The organism is Pseudomonas sp. NPDC087690 (assembly GCF_044743175.1).
GTDB lineage: Bacteria > Pseudomonadota > Gammaproteobacteria > Pseudomonadales > Pseudomonadaceae > Aquipseudomonas.
The window spans coordinates 57,176-75,600 of sequence record NZ_JBIUVX010000013.1; the positions used below are offsets into that span (position 1 = coordinate 57,176).

Consider the following 18,425-nt stretch of genomic DNA (forward strand, 5'->3'; position numbering starts at 1 on the left):
TAAATTGTTTACGGAGTGTCATTCCGAGAACAATCACAAGAGGACCGCACCTTGAATTCGCCCCTTCGAATCGCCCTTATCGGCGCCGGCAATATGGGCCAACAACATTATCGGCATCTGCAAGCCCTCAGCGAAGCGACGCTTTGCGCAGTGGCTGATCCCGGGCCGCAAGCCGCAGCGCTTGCGGCTGAATGGGGCGTCAGGCATTTCGCCGATCATCGTCAGATGCTCGAACACATCAGGCCGGAAGCGGTGATTATTGCCAATCCAAATAATCAGCACGTCGCTACGGCGCTCGATTGTCTGGTGGCGGGTGTGCCGGTGTTGCTGGAGAAACCGATCGGTGTGCACCTCGATGAAGCGCGTGAGCTGGTCGCGGCGGTTAAACGCAGCGGCGTGCCGGTGCTGGTTGGCCATCATCGGCGACACAATCCGCTGATCGTGCGTGCCCATGAGTTGGTGCAGAGCGGCGCGCTCGGGCGGTTGACCACGGTCACCGCGCTGTTCCAGTTGCGCAAGCCGGACAGCTACTTCGAGATCCCGTGGCGCCGTGAACCGGGCGCCGGGATGTTGCTGACCAACCTGATTCACGATCTCGACTTGCTCCGGCACCTGTGCGGTGAAGTGCGCTCGGTCCAAGCGATCACCGACAACGCCGTGCGTGGTTTTGCCAATGAAGACAGCGCGGCAGTGCTGCTGCAATTCGAGGGCGGTACATTGGGCACGTTGAGCGGATCCGATGCCGTCGCCGCGCCCTGGAGTTGGGAGTTGGATTCCGGCGAAAACCCGGTGTATCCACGTCAGGCCGATCAGCCGTGCTATCTGCTGGCCGGAACCGCCGGTGCATTGAGCATTCCGCAGCTCAAGCGTTGGCATTACGCCGCTGATCAGGTCGACGCCGGTTGGCATGAACCGTTGCTGATGGTCGAAGAGTCCTACAGCAGTGACGAAGCTTTGCGCTTGCAGTTACAGCATTTCGTCCGCGTGGCGCGGCGTGAAGTCGAGCCGCTGGTGAGTGCGGCGGATGCTGCCCGCACCCTTGCACTGATTGAAGCCATCCGCGAAGCCGCCGCTACTGGCCGAGCCTGCGCCCCTGCACTGATCGAGGCTTGAGCATGAGCGAACGAATCCTGTCCCTGGCCAGCCTGACTGTGCTGGAGTTATCGCCTCCGCAGATGATCGAAGTGGCCGCCCGCGCGGGTTACAGCCATGTCGGTCTGCGTCTGGAGCCGGCAACCCCTGAGGAATATCACTTTCCGCTGGTCGCCGATGATGATTTGCGGCGTCAGACATTGGCGCAGTTGCGTGATACGGGAATCCGCGTGCTCGACGTGGAAATCCTGCGTCTGAAGCCACAAACCATCGTCGCTGATTTCGAGAAACTTCTGACGGTCGGCGCGGAATTTGCCGCGACTGAATTGCTGGTCGCCGGTAACGATCCTGACGAGCAGCGGCTCACCGATAACTTTGCAGCATTGTGTGATCTGGCGAAGCCCTATGGTTTGCACCCGCATCTGGAATTCATGCCCTGGACCGATGCACGCAACCTTGAGCAGGCGTTGCGCATCGTAGAAAACGCCGATCGGGAGAATGCGGCGGTGCTGGTGGACGCGTTTCACTTTGATCGTTCGGGTTCACGGTTGGAGAATTTCGCGGGCGTTGCGTCCTCGCGCCTGCGCTATGCGCAATTGTGTGACGTGGCGGGGCCGCGACCGTCGGACATGGCCGAGATCTTGCGTCAGGCGCGCAACGAGCGACGGTTTCCCGGCGAAGGCGATTGCGACTTGCTCGGGTTGTTGAAAGCGTTGCCAGCTAATATTCCACTGAGTCTGGAAATTCCCACGGTGAAACTGCTGGAGCAAGGCGTGAGCGGGTTGCAGCGGGCGCAGATGGCGATTGATAGAACCCGGGAATTATTGGCGCGGCTGTAAGCGGTGCTGCGCACCTATTGCGGGCAAGCCCGTTCCCACAGGGGGAGGCAAGCCTGTCCGCGAAGCTTTTGATTTTTTATGGCAACACAAGGATATCCAATGACCGTCAGCACCCCGCTCTCCGGTGTAAACCAACCCTTCAAGGGCATCTTGCTGATCGTCGTGGCAACCTTCCTGTTCTCCAGCCATGACGCACTGTCGAAATATCTCTCCGGTTTCTATCCGATCGTGATGGTGGTGTGGGCGCGCTATCTGGTGCACACCTTATTGATGGCGGGGATTTTTCTGCCGCAGTCCGGGTTGCGCGTCCTACGCACCAAGAAGCCGTTATGGCAGTTGGTGCGGGCACTTTGCCTGCTCGGCACCAGCCTGTTTTTCACCACGGCGCTGCTGTACATCCCGTTGGCGGAAGCCACGGCAGTCAACTTTCTTGCGCCAGTGTTGGTGACCGCATTGTCGGTGCCGTTGCTCAAGGAGCGAGTGACCCGAGGCCAGTGGATCGCCGTCATCTGCGGCTTTATCGGCGTGCTGATCATCGTCCACCCGGGCGGTGAGTTGTTCACACCGGCAGTGTTGCTGCCGTTCTGCTCAGCGCTGTTTTTCTGCTTCTATCAACTGCTGACCCGCAAGCTCGCCGAAGTCGATAGCCCGACTACCAGCAACTTCTTCGCCGGGCTGTGCAACACGCTGGTGATGAGTGCGCTGGTGCCGTTCTTCTGGCAAGTGCCGACGCTGACCCATGCCGGGCTGATGCTGGCGCTGGGCAGTTGCGGGATGACCGCGCATCTGTTTCTGACCCAGGCGTTCCGTCATGCCGCACCGGCACTGCTGGCGCCGTTCGGTTATTGCCAGATCGTGTTTGCGGGGCTGTTGGGCTGGTTGCTGTTCAATCACACGCCGAGTCTGTTGACGATCATCGGCATTGCGGTGATCTGTTGCAGCGGGCTGGCGGCAGCGTGGCAGCAGAGCCGCCGCTGAAGGATACGCAAACCCCTGTGTAGGAGCTGACGAGTGAAACGAGGCTGCGATCTTTTGATCTTCAACATCAAGATCAAAAGATCGCAGCGTGCCGCAGCTCCTACAAGGGTGTGGGTTGTAGGCAGGTTATTCGGTGATGGTAGGAATCTTGCGCGGGGCCATGAAGTACATCCACGTCAGCGCAATGAAATACATCGCCGGGATCAGGGTGAACAACACCGTGTAGTTGTTGTTGGTCACGGTGAGGATATGGCCGACGATCTGGGTCATGAACATCCCGCCGATTGCTGCGCACATGCCACCGAAACCGAATACCGTACTCATCATGTGCTTGGGCGTGTAGTCCATCACCAGGCTCCAGATGTTCGCGGTCCAGGCCTGGTGTGCACCGATGGCCAGAGAGATCGCAGCCACTGCAACCCACAGATTCGCTGAGCCGGCCGCCATGACCACGCCGATGATGCAGCAGGCGAACAGGAACATCGACAGCAGCCGCGCCTTGATCGAGTTCATCCCGCGGCCGATCAGGAACGAAGACAGAATGCCGCCGCCGACGCTACCGAAGTCAGCCGTCACGTAGATGATGATCAGCGGAATACCCATCTGGGTGACGTTGATGCCCAGGTTGTATTGCTGATTGAGAAACGGCGGCAGCCAGTACAGGTAGAACCAGAACACCGGCGCGGTCAGCGCATAAGCGATGGCGAAGGCCCAAGTGCCGCGCATGCGCAGGATTCTCGAGAACGGCACGCGGGCCTGTTCCGGTTCGACTTCTTGCTGGATGTAGTCCAGTTCGGACTGTTTAACGCTCGGGTGATCTTCCGGGTTGAAGTACTTCAAACCCCAGAACAGCAACCAGATCCCGCCCAGTGCCGACATGCACAGGAACGCCGCTTGCCAGCCCCACACGTGGAGAACCAGCGGCAGCAGCATCGGCGTGAACATCGCACCGACGTTGGTGCCGGCGTTGAAGATGCCGGTGGCGACGGCACGCTCGCCGGCCGGGAACCACAGGCGCGTGGTTTTCACGCAGGCCGGGTAGTTCGCCGCTTCGGTGAGACCGAGGATGAATCGGCAGACCATGAAACCAACGGCCGAAGTCGCCAGGCCGTGGGCGCCGGTGGCCAGGCTCCACAGCAGCACGGCGCAGAAGAACACGCGTTTGACGCCGACCCGGTCGATCAAGCGGCCCTGCAGGACGAAACCGATTGCGTAACCGACCTGAAACCAGAAGTTGATATTGGCGTAATCCATCGCCGTCCAGCTCATCTCCTTGGCGAGGATCGGCTGCATGACGCCGAGGGCGGCGCGGTCGATGTAGTTCAGGGTGGTGGCGAAAAACACCAGCGCCAGCATGCCCCAACGGGTCTTGCCGACGGCCATGGCGCCGCGGATCTTGTCGCCGATGCCACCCGTGGCAGTGCTCATGGCCGGAGCCATGCGGGAAGTCTGTGAAGGAATCATGTGTTCCACCCGTTTTTGGATTTGTTATTTGGTGTGCTTTTTACTTTGCACGCTGCGACCGGTGGTTCAGATCCGGACTCAATGTGCGGTCGATGTTGGGCAGTGGACGAAAAATCGTCAATTCGCCAAACCGCCATTGTGTTCGATAATCGCACGCAAAACTAACCGGGTAGTACACTTTAAATTGCTGCCGCGATCGATGCAGCCAATAATTTCCCTACTATAAAAACCCATCCCATGTAGAAGCTGCCGCAGGCTGCGATCTTTTGATTTTGCTCTCCACGAATAAAGATCAAACGATCGCAGCCTTCGGCAGCTCCTACAGTAAAGATAAAGCGGCGCCGTCCGGGAGTTGAATCATGCAGCGTTCCATTGCCACCGTTTCCTTGAGCGGCACCCTGCCGGAAAAACTCGAAGCCATCGCCGCCGCCGGGTTCGACGGGGTGGAGATTTTCGAAAACGACCTCCTGTACTACGACGGCAGCCCGCGGGAAATTAAACAGATGTGCGCCGATCTCGGCATCGCCATCACCCTGTTTCAGCCGTTCCGCGATTTCGAAGGCTGCCGCCGCGATCGTCTGGCGCGCAATCTGGAGCGCGCCGAACGCAAGTTCGATCTGATGCAGGAACTGGGCACCGATCTGGTGCTGGTCTGCAGTAACGCCTCGGCCGACAGCGTCGGCGATCAGCAAATTCTAGTCGATGACCTCCGGCTGCTGGCTGAACACGCCGGTGCGCGTGGTTTGCGCATTGGCTACGAAGCGCTGGCGTGGGGTCGTCATGTGAATACTTATCAACAGGTCTGGGATATCGTGCGCCAAGCCGATCACCCGAGCCTCGGCGTGTTGCTCGACAGCTTTCACACCTTGTCGCTGAAGGGCGATCCAAGCGCCATTGCCGACATTCCTGGCGACAAGATCTTCTTCGTGCAAATGGCTGACGCACCGATCCTGCAAATGGATGTGCTGGAGTGGAGCCGGCATTTCCGCTGTTTCCCGGGGCAGGGTGAATTTGATCTGCCGGGTTTCCTCGCGCCGATCATCCAGAGCGGTTACACCGGGCCGCTGTCGCTGGAAATCTTCAACGACGGTTTCCGCGCCGCACCGCCACGGGCCAATGCCGCCGACGGTTTGCGTTCGCTGCTGTATCTGGAAGAGAAGACCCGCCAGCGTCTGGAGCAGGACGCGACGCCTGTGGCCAATCGCGAAATCCTTTTCGAAACACCGAAGGCCAGCGAGTACAACGGCATCGAGTTCCTTGAGTTTGCCGTTGATGAAAGCCTCGGCGCCAAGCTGTCGAACTGGCTGGAGCGCCTCGGTTTCGTCAAGGCCGGGCAGCATCGCTCCAAGAGTGTGAGCCTGCTGCGTCAGGGCGACATCAACCTGATCCTCAACTCCGAACCGTATTCGTTTGCTCACAGCTTTTTCGAGGCTCACGGCCCGTCGCTGTGCGCCACCGCCGTGCGGGTCAAGGACAGCGCCAGTGCGCTGGCCCGCGCCGTCGCCTACAAAGGTCAGCCCTATCGTGGACTGGTCGGCCCCAACGAACTCGAATTGGCGGCAGTGCGCGCGCCGGACGGCAGCCTGATTTATCTGGTCGATGAACAGGCCGATGTCTACGGCACCGATTTCAATCTGCTGGCCGACGCGCCGACCCGTGGCGGTCTCAAGCGTATCGACCACATGGCGATGGCGCTGCCCGCCGACAGCCTCGACAGTTGGGTGCTGTTCTACAAGAGCCTGCTGGATTTCGAAGCGGACGATGAAGTGGTGCTGCCCGACCCGTACGGTCTGGTGAAGAGCCGTGCACTGCGCAGTCGCGACAGCTCGATTCGTTTGCCGCTGAACATTTCCGAGAACCGCAACACCGCGATTTCCCACGCGCTGTCGAGTTATCGTGGTTCCGGTGTGCATCACATCGCCTTCGATTGTGACGACATCTTCGCCGAAGTCAGTCGCGCCAAAGAAGCCGGCGTACCGCTGCTGGATATCCCGCTCAACTATTACGACGACCTCGCTGCGCGTTTCGATTTCGACGACGAATTCCTCAGCGAACTGGCGTATTACAACGTCTTGTACGACCGTGATGCCCAGGGCGGTGAGCTGTTCCACGTCTACACGGAACCGTTCGAAGGGCGCTTCTTCTTCGAGATCATCCAGCGCAAGAACGGCTATGCCGGTTACGGCGCGGCGAACGTGGCGGTGCGACTGGCGGCGATGGCCAAGTCACGCAGTGGCGCCGTGCGCCAGGCGAAGTTGTAGGAAATTCGTAAACGCGGGATTAAACACGGCTCGCGCGGCTTCCTTCACTGTGCGGCGCGGCCCATAATCGCCGCCTGTGCAGTGATGGCCGTGAGCCCGCAATGACGATGAATACAGAACTTACCGCAGCTCCTGAAGTGTCCGCTGTAGAGCCGCGCAAGAGTCGCAAGAACAACCCGGAAAAAACCCGCGAGAACATCCTGCAGGAGGCGATCGTCGAGTTCGTCCAGCAAGGTTTGTCGGGTGCTCGCGTCGATGCGATCGCCGAGCGTATCCACACCTCCAAACGCATGATCTATTACTACTTCGGTAGCAAGGAGCAGTTGTACGTCGAGGTGCTGGAGAAGCTTTACGGCGATATCCGCAACACCGAAAATCGGTTGCACCTGGCGGAGTTGCCGCCGGTGGAGGCGATTCGCCGACTGGTCGAATTCACCTTCGATCACCACGACCGCAACGTCGATTTCGTGCGCATCGTCAGCATCGAAAACATCCACAACGCTGAATTCGTGAAGCGTTCCGATGCGATCAAGGCGATGAACAACACCATCCTCGATTCGCTGGGCGAGATTTTGCGTCGGGGCGCTGAAGTGGGTGCTTTCCGTAAGGGGCTGGATGCACTGGATGTGCATTTGCTGATCAGTTCATTCTGCTTCTATCGCGTGTCGAACCGGCACACGTTTGGCGAGATTTTCCAGATCGATCTGCCGGATGAAAGCATTAAACAGCGGCATCGCGAGATGATTTGCGAGTCCGTTTTGCGCTACCTACAAGCCTGACGTATATCCCCTTGTGGGAGCGAGCCTGCTCGCGAAAGCGGTGTGTCAGTCAGTAAATATGCTGACTGAAGGTACGCCTTCGCGAGCAGGCTCGCTCCCACAGGTTTTTAGCCATTCATGCTTTGAAAATGCGCGAGCATCCGCTGCGCATCCGGCACCACGCCGCTGAACAATTCAAACGCCTTCACCGCCTGAAACACCGCCATGTTGCCGCCGTCCAGCGTCCGGCAACCCAGCGCGCGGGCGTTACGCAGCAGTTCGGTCTCCAGCGGGAAATACACGATCTCCGCGACCCACAAATCCTTACGCAGGAGTTCGACCGGCACCGGCATGCCCGGCAGTTTGGCCATGCCCATCGGCGTGGTATTCACCAGTCCGTCAGCCTGATTCAGCGTACTCGGCAGATCATGTCCGGCCACCGCACGACCAAAGCCGAAATGCTGATTGAGATTGTTCGCCAGACTCTCGGCGCGCTCACTGTCGACATCAAAAATGCTCAGTTGCTGTACGCCTTCGCTCAACAACGCGTGAGCCACTGCCGCGCCTGCACCACCTGCGCCCATCTGGACCACACGCTCACGGGCAGCGTCCTTCAAGCCCCGACGAAAACCCTCGGCGAAACCCAGACAGTCCGTGTTATGGCCGATGCGTTTGCCATCTTTCAGCACCACGGTGTTCACCGCGCCGATGCCTTTGGCTTCCGGTGACAATTCGTCGAGCAGCGGGATGATCGCCTGCTTGCACGGAAAGGTAATGTTCAGCCCGGTGTAGTTCATCCGCTCGGCCGCCAGCAGCAGATCGGGCAGGGCGCTGCTGTCCATTTTCAGCTGATCGAGATCGATCAATCGATACAGATACCGCATGCCCTGCGCATCGCCTTCGTGCTCATGCAGCGCTGGCGTGCGCGAGGCTTGAATGCCAGCGCCGATCAGCCCAGCGAGTATTACGTTAGAGCGAGCCATGTGATTCACCCCTTCAACCGCTGACTGAAATGTTCCAGTGCCAGGCGATAGCCATGACTGCCAAAACCGGCCATCACCGCTGTGGCAATCGCCGAGACAAACGAATGATGACGGAACGGTTCGCGGGCATGGACATTGGACAGGTGCACTTCGATCACCGGCAACTCACTGGCCACCAGTGCATCGCGAATCGCCACCGAAGTGTGCGTCCACGCTGCCGGGTTGATCACGATCCCGGCGCAACGTCCGCGAGCCGCGTGAATCCAGTCGAGCAGTTCGCCTTCGTGATTGGTCTGGCGAAACTCCACGGCCAGGCCGAATTCTTCAGCCGCACGACCGCACAACGCAGAAATATCCGCCAGGGTTTCGTGACCGTAAGTCGCTGGCTCGCGGGTGCCGAGCAGGTTCAGGTTCGGGCCGTTGAGCACCAGAACGATAGGGGGCATGAGGGGTAACTCCACTTATTGTTTTTGGCTTTGGCCGAGGGTTTCAGCCTGTGGAGATAAAATGTACTAGATGGTTACCATGGTCAATTGAACAAAAAAGGCCTTGGCGATTTATGTTCGTTTATCGCACAAACAAATGAGCGCCCACAAAAAAGCCGTCAATCACGACGGCTTTTTCGCATCAGCTCCCCGCAATCAACGCCGGGTCAGCAACACACCCGATTCCATGTGATGCGTCCACGGGAACTGGTCGAACAACGCGCATTTGGTAATACGGTGCGTGTCGTGCAATTGGGCGATGTTGGCCGCCAGGGTTTCCGGGTTGCAGGAGATGTACAGGATGTTGTCGAAACGCCGGGTCAGTTCGCAGGTGTCCGGGTCCATGCCGGCGCGTGGCGGGTCGACGAAGACGCTGCCGAACTCGTAGCTCTTCAGGTCGATGCCTTGCAGGCGGCGGAACGGGCGCACTTCGTTGAGCGCTTCGGTCAGCTCTTCGGCGGACAAACGCACCAGGGTGACATTATCCACAGCGTTTTCGCTGAGGTTGCTCAGTGCCGCGTTGACCGAAGTCTTGCTGATCTCGGTGGCCAGCACTTTGCGCACACGGGTGGCGAGCGGCAGGGTGAAGTTGCCATTGCCGCAGTACAGCTCCAGCAGATCATCGCTGCGATCGCCCAGCGCGTCGTACGCCCAGTTCAACATCTTCTGGTTCACCGTGCCGTTAGGCTGGGTGAACGCGCCTTCCGGCTGGCGGTAACTGAAGGTGCGACCGCCGACGTCGAGTTTCTCGACCACGTAATCGAGGCCGAGCACTTCGCGTTTGCCCTTCGAGCGACCGATGATGCTGACGCCGAGATCCGTCGCCAGTTTGGTTGCCGCCGTGTGCCAGTGTTCGTCCAGCGGACGGTGATAGCACAGGGTGATCATCGCATCGCCGGACAGCGTGGTCAGGAACTCGACCTGAAACAGCTTGTGGCTCAGCGCCGAACTGGCCTGCCACGCCGCCTTCAGCTGCGGCATCAACTGGTTGATGCGCAGGCTGGCGATCGGGAACTCTTCGATCAGAATCGGTGTGCGTTTGTCGTCCTGAGCGAACATTGCGTAGTGCCGATCGCCGCCCTCGCGCCACAGGCGGAATTCGGCGCGCAGACGGAAGTTCTGCAGCGGCGAGTCGAACACCGTCGGCTCGGGGGCATCGAACGGCGCCAGCAGGTCACGCAGGCGCGTGACCTTGGCTTCAAGTTGCTCGGCGTAAGCCCGGGAATCAAATGTCATGCGTTGAACCAACCCAACTTGATCACGAACAGAATCGACAGAATCACCAGTGCCGGGTTCAGCTCACGGGCACGCCCCGACAGCAGCTTGATCACGGTCCAGGAGATGAAACCGAACGCGATGCCATTGGCAATCGAGTAAGTGAATGGCATGGCCAGCGCGGTCACGACAACCGGCGCGGCAACGGTGATGTCTTCCCAGTCTATTTCCGCCAGACCCGAAGTCATCAACACGGCGACGAACAGCAGTGCCGGTGCAGTGGCGAACGCCGGAACGCTGGCCGCCAAGGGCGAGAAGAACAGCGCCAGCAGGAACAGAATTGCCACGACGATGGCGGTCAAACCGGTACGGCCGCCTGCACTGACGCCGGCAGCGGATTCGATGTAACTGGTGGTGGTCGAGGTGCCCAGCAGCGAACCGGCCATGGCCGCGGTGCTGTCGGCGATCAGCGCACGACCCATTTTCGGCATGTGGCCGTCCTTGCCCATCAGGCCGGCGCGCTTGGCGACGCCGATCAGGGTGCCGGAGTTGTCGAACAGGTCGACGAACAGGAAAGCGAAGATCACGCTGACCAGACCGATGTCCAGGGCGCCTTTGATGTCCAGTTGCATGAAGGTCGGGGCCAGCGAAGGTGGCATCGAGGTCACGCCGTTGAACGGAGTGAAGCCCATGGCGATGGACACGATGGTCACCGCCAGAATGCCGATCAGCACGGCGCCACGCACTTTCAGTGCTTCGAGGGCAACAATCAGGGCGAAACCGAGGGTGGCGAGAATCGGTGCTGGCTGTTTCAGGTCACCGAGGCCGACCATGGTCGCCGGGTTGCTCACCACGATACCGGCGTTGTGCAAGGCGATCAGCGCCAGGAACAGGCCGATACCGGCGGCGATTGCCGAACGCAGCGGCAGCGGGATGCTGTTGATGATCCATTCGCGGATGCGAAAGATCGACAGCAGGAAGAAGCACACCGCCGAAATGAACACTGCACCCAGCGCCACTTGCCAGGTGTGGCCCATGTGCAGAACCACGGTGTAGGTAAAGAAGGCGTTCAGACCCATGCCCGGAGCAAGGGCAATCGGGTAGTTGGCGATCAGACCCATGATCGTCGAACCGATCGCGGCGGCCAGACAGGTGGCAACGAATACCGCACCCTTGTCCATGCCGGTCTCGCCGAGAATGCTCGGGTTGACGAACAGAATGTAGGCCATGGCCAAGAAAGTCGTGATGCCCGCCAGAATCTCGGTGCGCACGTTGGTGTTGTGTGCCTTGAGTTGAAACAGCCTTTCCAGCATGTCTGCTCCCCGTGGCGCGCGTGGCGCCGTGAATGTATCGACCTCAACAGCAAAGCACAGACCGTCGCAAGCGCCTGGAAAATTGTGGTGGGCCGGAAAAAGCCGCGCATCATACCAGCAGCGTGAGGAATATGGCGGTTGTTGGTGTCGATCGTCGGCGAAGTTTTGCCTTGAAGCCAACTGCGCCATACTGCGCGCTGATTTTTTCGGGGCGGGACGCGCATGAGCAGGTGCTGGATGAAGGTTACGGGTTTGATTACCGCGCTGATGGCCGTGACGCCGGGAGCGCTGGCGGCCTCGGCGGAGCCGTTGACCCAAGTGAAAGTGATCAAGGTGCAATCGCCGGCCTGTGGTCTGGAAGACATTGGTGATGGGCAGACACAGACCCAATGCAATCACAACGGGCCGAGCATCAAAGTCTATGTACTGGAAGTCGGATACGGCCAGAGCCAGCCGCATGCCACGCTGGATGGTTTCGAAGTGAACGGCACCCGAGCGCCGGTATGTGCCTTTGATAATGGCAACCTGACCGAATGCACTTCCGGCAGTAAAACCGTCGGTTCTCTCTATACCTTCGATCTGGCGGGCAAGCAGGAAGGCACCTTCAGCTTCAGCAACACTTCCATCAACGCGCCACGCAACACGATGTCGACCCAGCTTTACATCAAGTAACGGCTGCTTCCGCGCGATCCGGGGGAAGCTGACTACGCTTTAAAGATCACCCAGCGGATAACGCCCATGACCTTTAGAGCCCTGATTACCCTCGCCGAGGGCATCGATGATCTGCAAAGTGTGACCCTGATTGACGTGTTGCGCCGCGCCGACATCGAAGTCGTCGCTGCCAGCATCGAAGGCCGGCGCATGCTCACCTGCGCGCGCGGCACGCGTCTGACTGCCGACGGCATGCTGGTCGATGTGCTGGCCCAGCATTTTGACCTGATCGTCTTGCCCGGCGGCGACGTTGGTTCGCAACACTTGGCAGCGCATCAACCATTGCAACAACTGCTCAAGGATCAATCCAGCGCCGGACGCCTGTTCGCCGCCATCGCCGAGTCCCCGGCCGTCGTCCTGCAAGCGGCTGGCGTGCTGCGCCAGCGGCGGATGACTTGTCTACCGAACGCCAGCCATCAACTCTCGGGCTGCACGTTTGTTGATCAACCGGTGGTGGTCGACGGCAATTGCATCACCGCGCAAGGCTCAAGCGCTGCGCTGGAATTTGCCTTGACGCTGGTCGAGCAACTCGGCGGCAAGGCCTTGCGGGCGAAAGTGGCGGGGGAGTTGTAGGTCTGGATCGCTTCAGACCTTCACCTCTTCCACCGGCACATGCATCCGATCCCGGTTAGCCAATGTCGGAAACAACTTGATCCATGTCCCCGTCACCACCAGCGTACCGATCCCGCCCATTACCACCGCCGGCACCGTGCCGAACCAGTGGGCGGTGACGCCGGATTCGAATTCGCCCAACTGGTTTGAAGCACCGATAAACAGCCCGTTCACCGCGCTGACCCGGCCGCGCATTTCGTCCGGGGTTTCCAGTTGTACGAAAGACGCGCGGATGACCATGCTGATCATGTCCGCTGCGCCGAGCACTACCAGCACCGCCAGGGAGAACCAGAACGAGGTCGACAGGCCAAAGGCGATGGTCGCGACGCCGAATATGCCCACCGCTGTGAACATCACCCGGCCAACATTGCGCTCCACGGCAAACCGCGCCAGGAACAGCGACATCCCCAGTGCGCCCACCGCCGGTGCCGAACGCAGCAACCCGAGGCCCCACGGTCCGGTCAGCAGGATGTCCTTGGCGAATACCGGCAGCAGCGCCGTTGCCCCACCGAGCAGCACCGCAAACAGATCCAGAGAAATCGCCCCGAGGATGTCCGGGCGGCTGCGAATGAAACGGATCCCTGCCAGCAACGAATCCAGCGTGGCCTTGCCTTTGTTCAGCGGCGTTTGCCGCGCGGGCAGGTTGAGCATCAAGGTGCAGGCAATGACGTAGAGCAGCACGGTCGGGCCATAGACCCAGACGCTGCCGAATGCGTAGAGCAAGCCACCCAGCGCCGGGGCGACGATGGTCGCGGACTGTTGCGCTGACTGCGCCGCCGCGACGGCTCGGGGGAACAGTGCGCTGGGCACGATGCTCGGCAGCAGTGCCTGAGTGGTCGGCATCTCGAACGAGCGCGCCGCGCCGAGCAGGAAGGCGAGGATGAAGATCATCTCGCGGGTCACGTGGTCGGTGGCGCTGCCGATGGCCAGTGCCAGCGCGATCAACGCCTGTAACGACTGGCAGATCGCCGCGACTTTGCGCCGGTCATAGCGGTCGGCGACATGCCCGGTGTGCAACATGAACAGCACGCGCGGCGCGAATTCGACCAGCCCGACCAGGCCCAGATCGAGGACGTTGCCGGTCAACTGATAGAGGTTCCAGCCGATCGCCACGGTGAGCATCTGAAAACCGCTGGCGGTGAAAATCCGCGCGAACCAGAAAGCGAGAAACGGGCGGTGATGACGTAACAGCAGGGGCTCTTGGCTGGGCATCTGAGGGCAGGTCTGGGTCGAGGGGAATGCCGAGGTTATCACCAGTCTGTAACAGGAAGTTGCTATGACAAAAAATTTAGTTAGGAGGACATCGAATTTTTTACGGTGCAGATGAATTCTGCTGTTCGGGGATTTGCGTCGCCTTCGCGATCTGTACTGTTTTCCACGCTGCCAGCGCTCCGGGGATTTGTTGCAGGGCATTGCCACGGTTATGAGGCAACTTGTCACGCGGCAAACGACCACGCAGTTCATCGGCAAAAATGGGACTACTCTTTCAACGTTGCTTGATCCAGATCAAGACCCAAAAGGAATTGATCCGGTGGCCAGTTGGCCAGACTCCCTGCGTTGCGATGGTTGTTTAAAAAGAACGAATCAGAATTCGCCGCACTCCATATCCGTGGGGGCAGTGGGTGCAGGCCTCCGGGTCCGCAGCCGGTATTACCTGACAGAGGAAGCCATATGTTCGGTTTAGAGGCACTAGATCTCGCCCGAATTCAGTTCGCGTTCACCATCTCGTTCCACATCCTGTTCCCGGCCATCACCATCGGCCTGGCGAGTTACCTCGCGGTGCTCGAAGGCCTGTGGCTGAAAACCCGTAACGACACCTACCGTGACCTCTACCATTTCTGGTCGAAGATCTTCGCCGTCAACTTCGGTATGGGCGTGGTCTCCGGGTTGGTCATGGCCTACCAGTTCGGCACCAACTGGAGTCGCTTCTCGGACTTCGCCGGAGCCGTCACCGGGCCGTTGCTGACTTATGAAGTGCTCACGGCATTCTTCCTTGAGGCCGGTTTCCTCGGGGTGATGCTGTTCGGCTGGAACAAGGTCGGGCGCGGGCTGCACTTCTTCTCCACGGTGATGGTGGCCATCGGTACGCTGATTTCGACGTTCTGGATTCTCGCCTCCAATAGCTGGATGCAGACTCCGCAGGGCTTCGAGATCGTCAACGGCCAAGTGATTCCGACCGACTGGCTGGCGATCATCTTCAACCCTTCGTTCCCGTACCGCCTGATGCACATGGCAACGGCCGCGTTCGTCGCCACGGCATTCTTCGTCGGCTCCTCGGCGGCCTGGCACTTGCTGCGCGGCAAGGACAACCCGGCCATCCGCACCATGCTGTCGATGGCAATGTGGATGGCGCTGATTGTCGCGCCGATCCAGGCAGTCATCGGCGACTTCCATGGTCTGAATACGCTCAAGCACCAACCGGCAAAAATCGCTGCGATCGAAGGTCACTGGGAAAACCACGGTGATGAAGCGACGCCGCTGATCCTGTTCGGCTGGCCGGACATGAAAGAAGAGAAGACCAAGTTCGCCGTGGAGATCCCGTACCTCGGCAGCCTGATTCTCACTCACTCGCTGGACAAACAGGTACCGGCGCTCAAGGAATTCCCGCCAGAAGACCGGCCGAATTCGACCATCGTGTTCTGGTCGTTCCGGATCATGGTCGGCCTCGGCTTCCTGATGATCTTCACCGGTCTGTGGAGCCTGTGGCTGCGTAAGCGCGACACGCTCTACACCTCGCGGCCGTTCCTGTATCTGGCGTTGTGGATGGGGCCGTCCGGGCTGATCGCGATTCTCGCGGGCTGGTTCACCACTGAAATCGGCCGTCAGCCGTGGGTGGTCTACGGGCTGATGCGTACGGCGGATGCGTCTTCCAACCACAGCTTCATGCAGATGAGCATCACCCTGATCATGTTTGTGGTGGTGTATTTCGCGCTGTTCGGTGCAGGTCTGGGCTACATGATGCGTCTGGTGCGCAAAGGGCCGAAGATCAGCGAGGGCGCGGAAACGCCGGACGGTGGTCCTGGCAAGAAACGCACACCGGCCCGTCCGTTGTCCGCTGCCGACGATTCGGCCGATGCCGATCACGGCGACGACGACCTTCGCGTGACCAAGGAGATTTGACTCATGGGTATTGATCTTCCGCTGATCTGGGCCGTGATCATCATCTTCGGCATCATGATGTACGTAGTCATGGACGGTTTCGATCTGGGGATCGGGATTCTCTTCCCGTTCATCCCCGGCAAAGTCGACCGTGACGTGATGATGAACACCGTCGCCCCGGTCTGGGACGGCAACGAAACCTGGCTGGTACTGGGCGGCGCGGCGTTGTTCGGCGCGTTTCCGCTGGCCTATTCGGTGGTGCTGTCGGCGCTGTACCTGCCGCTGATTTTCATGCTGATCGGCCTGATTTTCCGTGGCGTGGCGTTCGAGTTCCGCTTCAAGGCCAAGGACGACAAGCGTCACCTGTGGGACAAGGCGTTTATCGGTGGCTCGGTGGCGGCGACGTTCTTTCAGGGGGTGGCGCTGGGTGCATTCATCGACGGTTTGCCGGTGGTCAATCGGCAGTTCGCCGGCGGTTCACTGGACTGGCTGACGCCGTTCACAATGTTCTGCGGCGCCGCGCTGGTGGTGGCCTATGCCTTGCTCGGCTGCACCTGGTTGATTATGAAAACCGAAGGCAAGCTCCAGGAACAGATGCATGACCTGGCACGGCCATTGGCTTTCGTACTGCTGGCCGTGATCGGTATTGTCAGTATCTGGACGCCGCTGGCTCATCCGGATATTGCCACCCGCTGGTTCAGCATGCCCAACCTGTTCTGGTTCATGCCGGTGCCGATTCTGGTGCTGGTGACGATGTACGGTTTGATCCGAGCAGTCGCGCGCAATGCCAACTACATGCCGTTCCTGCTGACCCTGGTGTTGATCTTCCTCGGCTACAGCGGTCTGGGCATCAGCCTGTGGCCGAACATCGTACCGCCGTCGATTTCGATCTGGGACGCCGCCGCACCGCCGCAAAGCCAGGGCTTCATGCTGGTGGGCACGTTGTTCATCATCCCGTTCATCCTGGGGTACACCTTCTGGAGCTACTACGTGTTCCGCGGCAAGGTCACCCATGAAGATGGCTATCACTAATCCTGTGGGAGCGGGCTTGCCCGCGATGGCGTCGGTAGCGGCGCCATTGATCTGACTGAGGATCGCAACAATGACCGGCAAACATTCCCTGCACGACATTGAAGAAGCCGAAAAAAAACCGCTGTGGCAGCGGCTCGGCTGGCTGGCCCTGATCTGGGTCGGTAGCGTTGGCGTGCTGTTCATCGCCGCCAGCCTGATGCGCATGTTCATGAATGCCGCAGGCCTGACCACGCACTGAATCATCCCCGTCCCGGCGCCTTCGGGTACGGCTTTGCAACCCTCCTTGCGGAGGGTTTTTTTTGCCTGGCGGTTTACTTGCGGGCTTTGAGGATCACGAACTTCGGTGTCGCTGCTACTTGCTCGACGCCCCGGAACAACCGGGCCAGTTTGCTGTGATAGCCCAGATGGCGGTTGCCGACGATGTACAGCGCGCCACCCACTACCAGCGCTTCGCGCGCCTGCTGGAACATGCGCCAGGCGAGGAAGTCACCGACGACTTGCTGCTGATGGAATGGCGGATTGCACAGCACCGCATCCAGTGATTGTGCCTCTTGTCCGGCCAGACCATCGCCTGCACGCACTACGACCTCGCGATCACCCAGCGCCGCGCGCCAGTTTTCAGCGGCCGATTGCACCGCCATGTACGACTCGTCGACCAGTGTGTAATGCGCATCCGGATTGCGCAGGGCGCTGGCAATCGCCAATACGCCATTACCGCAGCCAAGGTCGGCTACCCTTGCACTGCCGAGGTTTTGCGGCAGATGCGGCAGAAAGGCGCGAGTACCGATATCGAGGCCTTCGCGGCAAAACACGTTGGCGTGGTTGAGCAGTTCGATTGCTGGCTCATCAAGGCGATAATGCGACGGGTAGGGCGAGATCGCCGGGGCCTTTGCCTGCGGCGTCGCGATCAGTAGCCGGGCTTTCTTTACGGCCAGCGAGGCTTGCACGGGGCCGATGTAACGCTCCAGCAAATCACCGGCCGCGCGTGGCAGGTGTTTGACCATCGCCGCGGCGACGACCTCAGCACCCGGCGCCAGTTGCCCTTGCAAGCGGATCAGTTGTTCTTCGAGCAGGGCCAGAGTCTTCGGGACGCGGATCAACACACGGTCGAACGGGCCGACCAACGGCTCGCTGGCCGGGATTGGGCGAATCGCGTCGAATGCCTGACCATTGCGCAGCAAGTTCTTTTCCAGCCCAAGGAATCCGAGAAACGAATCACCGCTGCTGCTCACTGCGACTTTGCCCAGGAGGCTGGCAGCCAGCGCGCCGAAGCTGTCATTGAGCACCAGTACCCGTGTGGTCGCTGCAGGCTGTTGCGCGGCAAGATGATTGAGCAGGTATTCGTCGGCCGCATCGAAGGCTTGCAGTGGTTCATTCTGCTGCTCGGGCTGGCGAATCAGATCAAGTTGGGCGAAGGGCGTGTCGAGCAAAGGCATGGGGCGGGACTCTGGGTAATCAACGGGTGTCCCGCGGCCCAGGGGATCGTGCGGCGGAACCGTCCGAGTGTAATGCGACGTGCAAGTATGGCGTCATCACTCAGGAAGGTCGCAAATGGTACTTTTTTTTCCGTTGGAATACCCGCG

17 protein-coding genes are annotated in these 18,425 nt (G+C 59.9%); 10 read left to right on the top strand and 7 right to left on the bottom strand.

Going from position 1 to position 18,425, the window contains the following annotated elements; genetic code table 11:
* The first annotated feature begins 51 nt into the window (after positions 1-51).
* The 3 genes from ACIPIZ_RS15405 (at position 52) to ACIPIZ_RS15415 (ending at position 2,909) form a co-directional block, all read left to right on the top strand.
* A complete protein-coding gene (locus ACIPIZ_RS15405; RefSeq protein ID WP_401165954.1) occupies positions 52-1,113 on the top strand; it encodes a Gfo/Idh/MocA family protein in 1,062 nt (353 codons plus the stop codon).
* Between the two features lie 2 nt (positions 1,114-1,115).
* Positions 1,116-1,931 (top strand): sugar phosphate isomerase/epimerase, encoded by an 816-nt coding sequence (locus ACIPIZ_RS15410; protein WP_253481757.1) that lies wholly within the window; start codon positions 1,116-1,118, stop codon positions 1,929-1,931.
* Positions 1,932-2,030: 99 nt separating this feature from the next.
* The gene (locus ACIPIZ_RS15415) at positions 2,031-2,909 is read left to right on the top strand and encodes a DMT family transporter (protein WP_034153813.1); all 879 of its coding nucleotides are present in this window, start codon (positions 2,031-2,033) and stop codon (positions 2,907-2,909) included.
* Between the two features lie 126 nt (positions 2,910-3,035).
* Here the strand turns inward: ACIPIZ_RS15415 and ACIPIZ_RS15420 are convergent, their stop codons facing one another.
* The gene (locus ACIPIZ_RS15420) at positions 3,036-4,373 is read right to left on the bottom strand and encodes an MFS transporter (RefSeq protein ID WP_105708319.1); all 1,338 of its coding nucleotides are present in this window, start codon (positions 4,371-4,373) and stop codon (positions 3,036-3,038) included.
* A gap of 359 nt (positions 4,374-4,732) precedes the next feature.
* On the opposite strand from ACIPIZ_RS15420, the gene quiC reads away from it, so the two are divergent.
* Together quiC and ACIPIZ_RS15430 are read left to right on the top strand one after the other, a co-directional pair.
* Entirely contained in the window at positions 4,733-6,634 is a 1,902-nt protein-coding gene (gene quiC / locus ACIPIZ_RS15425; protein WP_401165957.1) for a 3-dehydroshikimate dehydratase QuiC, read from the top strand.
* A gap of 101 nt (positions 6,635-6,735) precedes the next feature.
* Positions 6,736-7,413, top strand: a complete 678-nt coding sequence (locus tag ACIPIZ_RS15430) for a TetR/AcrR family transcriptional regulator (protein WP_401165959.1) — start codon at positions 6,736-6,738, stop codon at positions 7,411-7,413.
* A 107-nt stretch (positions 7,414-7,520) separates the two neighbouring features.
* Here the strand turns inward: ACIPIZ_RS15430 and ACIPIZ_RS15435 are convergent, their stop codons facing one another.
* The 4 genes from ACIPIZ_RS15435 to ACIPIZ_RS15450 all read right to left on the bottom strand — a co-directional run bounded on the left by ACIPIZ_RS15435 (position 7,521) and on the right by ACIPIZ_RS15450 (position 11,388).
* Positions 7,521-8,375 (bottom strand): shikimate dehydrogenase, encoded by an 855-nt coding sequence (locus ACIPIZ_RS15435; protein WP_122661386.1) that lies wholly within the window; start codon positions 8,373-8,375, stop codon positions 7,521-7,523.
* Between the two features lie 5 nt (positions 8,376-8,380).
* Positions 8,381-8,821 carry a type II 3-dehydroquinate dehydratase gene (aroQ, locus tag ACIPIZ_RS15440; protein WP_008084592.1) on the bottom strand — a complete coding sequence of 147 codons (441 nt, stop codon included), beginning with the start codon at positions 8,819-8,821 and terminating at the stop codon, positions 8,381-8,383.
* Positions 8,822-9,016: 195 nt separating this feature from the next.
* The gene (gene trmA, locus ACIPIZ_RS15445) at positions 9,017-10,096 is read right to left on the bottom strand and encodes a tRNA (uridine(54)-C5)-methyltransferase TrmA (RefSeq protein ID WP_064392338.1); all 1,080 of its coding nucleotides are present in this window, start codon (positions 10,094-10,096) and stop codon (positions 9,017-9,019) included.
* Positions 10,093-11,388, bottom strand: a complete 1,296-nt coding sequence (locus ACIPIZ_RS15450) for an NCS2 family permease (protein ID WP_401165962.1) — start codon at positions 11,386-11,388, stop codon at positions 10,093-10,095. The genes trmA and ACIPIZ_RS15450 overlap by 4 nt, the downstream gene beginning before the upstream one ends.
* Before the next feature lie 237 nt (positions 11,389-11,625).
* Here ACIPIZ_RS15450 and ACIPIZ_RS15455 point away from each other — a divergent pair, with 237 nt between their 5' ends.
* Both ACIPIZ_RS15455 and ACIPIZ_RS15460 read left to right on the top strand, forming a co-directional pair.
* Positions 11,626-12,060 (top strand): DUF4879 domain-containing protein, encoded by a 435-nt coding sequence (locus ACIPIZ_RS15455; protein WP_401165964.1) that lies wholly within the window; start codon positions 11,626-11,628, stop codon positions 12,058-12,060.
* 66 nt (positions 12,061-12,126) lie between these two features.
* The gene (locus ACIPIZ_RS15460; RefSeq protein ID WP_105708331.1) at positions 12,127-12,672 is read left to right on the top strand and encodes a DJ-1 family glyoxalase III; all 546 of its coding nucleotides are present in this window, start codon (positions 12,127-12,129) and stop codon (positions 12,670-12,672) included.
* A gap of 12 nt (positions 12,673-12,684) precedes the next feature.
* On the opposite strand, the gene ACIPIZ_RS15465 is transcribed toward ACIPIZ_RS15460, so the two are convergent.
* A complete protein-coding gene (locus tag ACIPIZ_RS15465) occupies positions 12,685-13,923 on the bottom strand; it encodes an MFS transporter (protein ID WP_016986176.1) in 1,239 nt (412 codons plus the stop codon).
* A gap of 459 nt (positions 13,924-14,382) precedes the next feature.
* Between ACIPIZ_RS15465 and ACIPIZ_RS15470 the strand changes: the two genes are divergently transcribed.
* The 3 genes from ACIPIZ_RS15470 (at position 14,383) to ACIPIZ_RS15480 (ending at position 17,080) form a co-directional block, all read left to right on the top strand.
* Complete coding sequence (locus ACIPIZ_RS15470; protein WP_105708335.1) at positions 14,383-15,831, top strand: cytochrome ubiquinol oxidase subunit I; 1,449 nt, start codon at positions 14,383-14,385, stop codon at positions 15,829-15,831.
* Positions 15,832-15,834: 3 nt separating this feature from the next.
* The gene (gene cydB, locus ACIPIZ_RS15475; protein ID WP_007909749.1) at positions 15,835-16,842 is read left to right on the top strand and encodes a cytochrome d ubiquinol oxidase subunit II; all 1,008 of its coding nucleotides are present in this window, start codon (positions 15,835-15,837) and stop codon (positions 16,840-16,842) included.
* 70 nt (positions 16,843-16,912) lie between these two features.
* Positions 16,913-17,080: a DUF2474 domain-containing protein gene (locus ACIPIZ_RS15480; protein ID WP_016773090.1), complete on the top strand. Its 168-nt coding sequence runs from the start codon at positions 16,913-16,915 to the stop codon at positions 17,078-17,080.
* A gap of 73 nt (positions 17,081-17,153) precedes the next feature.
* Here the strand turns inward: ACIPIZ_RS15480 and ACIPIZ_RS15485 are convergent, their stop codons facing one another.
* Positions 17,154-18,278 (bottom strand): methyltransferase, encoded by a 1,125-nt coding sequence (locus ACIPIZ_RS15485; protein ID WP_401165967.1) that lies wholly within the window; start codon positions 18,276-18,278, stop codon positions 17,154-17,156.
* Between the last annotated feature and the right edge of the window lie 147 nt (positions 18,279-18,425).